The 2,167-nt window shown below is 72.4% G+C and carries 4 protein-coding genes; all 4 read right to left on the bottom strand.

Annotated elements, in window-relative coordinates; translation table 11 throughout:
- Window positions 1-42: 42 nt before the first annotated feature.
- Complete coding sequence (locus B8460_RS09775) at window positions 43-267, bottom strand: hypothetical protein (RefSeq protein ID WP_199445598.1); 225 nt, start codon at window positions 265-267, stop codon at window positions 43-45.
- A 277-nt stretch (window positions 268-544) separates the two neighbouring features.
- Window positions 545-1,174 (bottom strand): DNA-3-methyladenine glycosylase family protein, encoded by a 630-nt coding sequence (locus B8460_RS09780; RefSeq protein ID WP_048861411.1) that lies wholly within the window; start codon window positions 1,172-1,174, stop codon window positions 545-547.
- Between the two features lie 4 nt (window positions 1,175-1,178).
- Window positions 1,179-1,868, bottom strand: a complete 690-nt coding sequence (locus tag B8460_RS09785) for a DUF1345 domain-containing protein (protein ID WP_048861412.1) — start codon at window positions 1,866-1,868, stop codon at window positions 1,179-1,181.
- A partial coding sequence (locus tag B8460_RS09790; protein ID WP_048861413.1) for a nucleoside hydrolase occupies window positions 1,865-2,167 on the bottom strand: 303 nt, incomplete at its 5' end. The genes B8460_RS09790 and B8460_RS09785, both read right to left, overlap by 4 nt.

Consider the following 2,167-nt stretch of genomic DNA (forward strand, 5'->3'; position numbering starts at 1 on the left):
GCCATAGCGGCGGGCGTCGATCCTGCCGCCGGCGCGGACGCCTCAGCCCGGCTTCTTCACGTACAGCTTGCACCACGCGCCCGGGCTGATGTTGCCTTCGACGACCTTGCAGGCGGCCGGCGCCACGAACTGCGCGCAGCTGTCGCAGCTCTGATCGCCCTGCGGCGACTCCTGATAGCCGGCGGCCGCCTGCGTCACCTTGTTTCCCGCGGCGACGGCGCGCCGGCTGCTCATGGTCGCGGACAGCAGCGCCGCCCCGCCGGCCACGGCCGCCATCCTGCGCAACGTCAGGCGGCGCGACAACGCGGCAGACGGAAGTCCCGTAACAAGGCTCATGGCAATTCCTTTGGGGACAATAAGTCCGGACCAAATAAGGCGTCAGCAGGCGGTCAAGTTCCCTCGCTCAAGACTTTCGCCGCGATAAATGACCGTCCCGCCGTTGCCACCGTGCGATTGCCGCGCGTGGCCGGGATCGGAAGATGAGCCAAATAACCCGACCGTCCGCATGATCCCGGCAGACGCGCCGCGCCGCCCGCCCCGTGCGTCACGCCCGGCTCTGCGGCCCCGTCCGTCGCGCCGCCTCCGCCGCGCGCCACAGATACCACGCGGCGTAGGTGCGCCACGGCGCCCACGGCTCCGCCAGGGCCGCGAGGTCGCGCGGGCGTGGCTGCTCGTCCAGGCCATGCAGCACGCGATATCCCTCGCGCACCCCGAAATCGTCCACCGGCAGGATGTCGGGCCGGCCGAGGGTGAACATCAGCAGCATCTCGACCGTCCAGCGGCCCACGCCGCGCACCTCCGTCAGCCGCGCGATCAGCTCCGCGTCGCTCATCCGCATCGCCCGCCGCCGCGTCGGCACCGTGCCGTCGAGCGTGCGCAGGCAGATGTCGCGGATCGCCAGGATCTTGCTGCCGGAAAACCCGGCGGCGCGCAGGCGCGTGTCGTCGGCCGACAGCACCGCCTCCGGCTCGGGGAACGCCGTCTCCGGGAACAGTGCGATGAAGCGGCCGAGGATCGCCTCCGCCGCGCGCCCGTGCACCTGCTGATGCGCGATCGCCCGCACCAGCGCCTCGTACGGGCTGCGCTGCACCGGGCGCAGCCGGTACGGCCCCACCTGATCGATCAGCGGCCCGAGGGCGGGATCGCGCCGCAGATGCGCCAGGGCCTCGCGCATCGCGCTACAGCAGCCCGGCGGCGATGTTGACCGTCAGCGCCAGGATGATGGTGTTGAACAGGAAGCCCAGCAGCCCGTGCAGCGCGGCCAGCCGGCGCAGCTTGCGCGAGGTGATCTGCACGTCGCTCACCTGGAACGTCATGCCGAGCACCAGGGCGAAATACATGAAGTCGAGATAGTCCGGCGGCTGTCCCCCCGGGAAATCGAGGCCGCCGTCCACGTCGCGGCCCCCCGGCGCCGTCGCGTAGTATTCATGCGCATAGCGCAGCGCGAAGATCGTCTGCGACATCAGCCACGACAGCGCGAGCGTCGCCGCCACGATCGCCACCTGCAGGCCGCGCTGTCCCGCCGGCAGCCCCGACAGGCCGGAGAACTCGCCGCCGATCGCGGCGAAGCTCGCGGTCGTGGCCCCGACCGTCAGGGCGAAGATCGTCCACTCGCCTTCCTCCTGCGCCGCCGCATCCTCGCGCATCCGGTCAAGATGCTCCGACAGGCACAGCAGCGCCACGCCGCCCAGGAACACCAGCACGCCGATGTCCCATGCCAGGATGCCGCGGGTGGCGGGGCCGATCGCGACCGGTCCGAGCCTGCCCGGCAGCAACGCATAGGCGACCAGCCCGCACGCCAGCCCCGCGAACAGACGCACCCGGGCCGCGATCACCCGGCCGACGGGCCCGAGATCGGCGAGCTTCATGGCAGCCTCGCGAGATGGGTGGCCAGCAACGCGAACACCCCGTCCGCGTCCGCCGTCTCCAGCACCCGCACACGGCCGCCGCCGCCGGGCGCCTCCGGCGGTCCGAACACCGTGCGCCCGCGCGCCGGACCGGCCTCCAGGACGACCGTGACGGGCCGCGTGCGGGCGGTGAACAGATGCGGCGCGATCAGCCAGGCGACGGCGCAGGGGTCGTGCAGCGGCTCGCCCTCTGGCCGGCCGCGCGGCAGCCCGTCCAGGATGTCGCACGCCGCCCGCAGACACGTCCCACCGCCCGCTGC

The sequence above is a fragment of the Acidisphaera rubrifaciens HS-AP3 genome, assembly GCF_000964365.1.
In the GTDB taxonomy this organism is placed as follows: Bacteria; Pseudomonadota; Alphaproteobacteria; order Acetobacterales; family Acetobacteraceae; genus Acidisphaera; species Acidisphaera rubrifaciens.

Coding starts and splice junctions, on each gene's coding strand:
- B8460_RS09780 (WP_048861411.1), bottom strand. CDS start 1,174: ATGCGCGAGGCCCTGGCGCATCTGCGGCGCGATCCCGCCCTCGGGCCG.
- B8460_RS09785 (WP_048861412.1), bottom strand. CDS start 1,868: ATGAAGCTCGCCGATCTCGGGCCCGTCGGCCGGGTGATCGCGGCCCGG.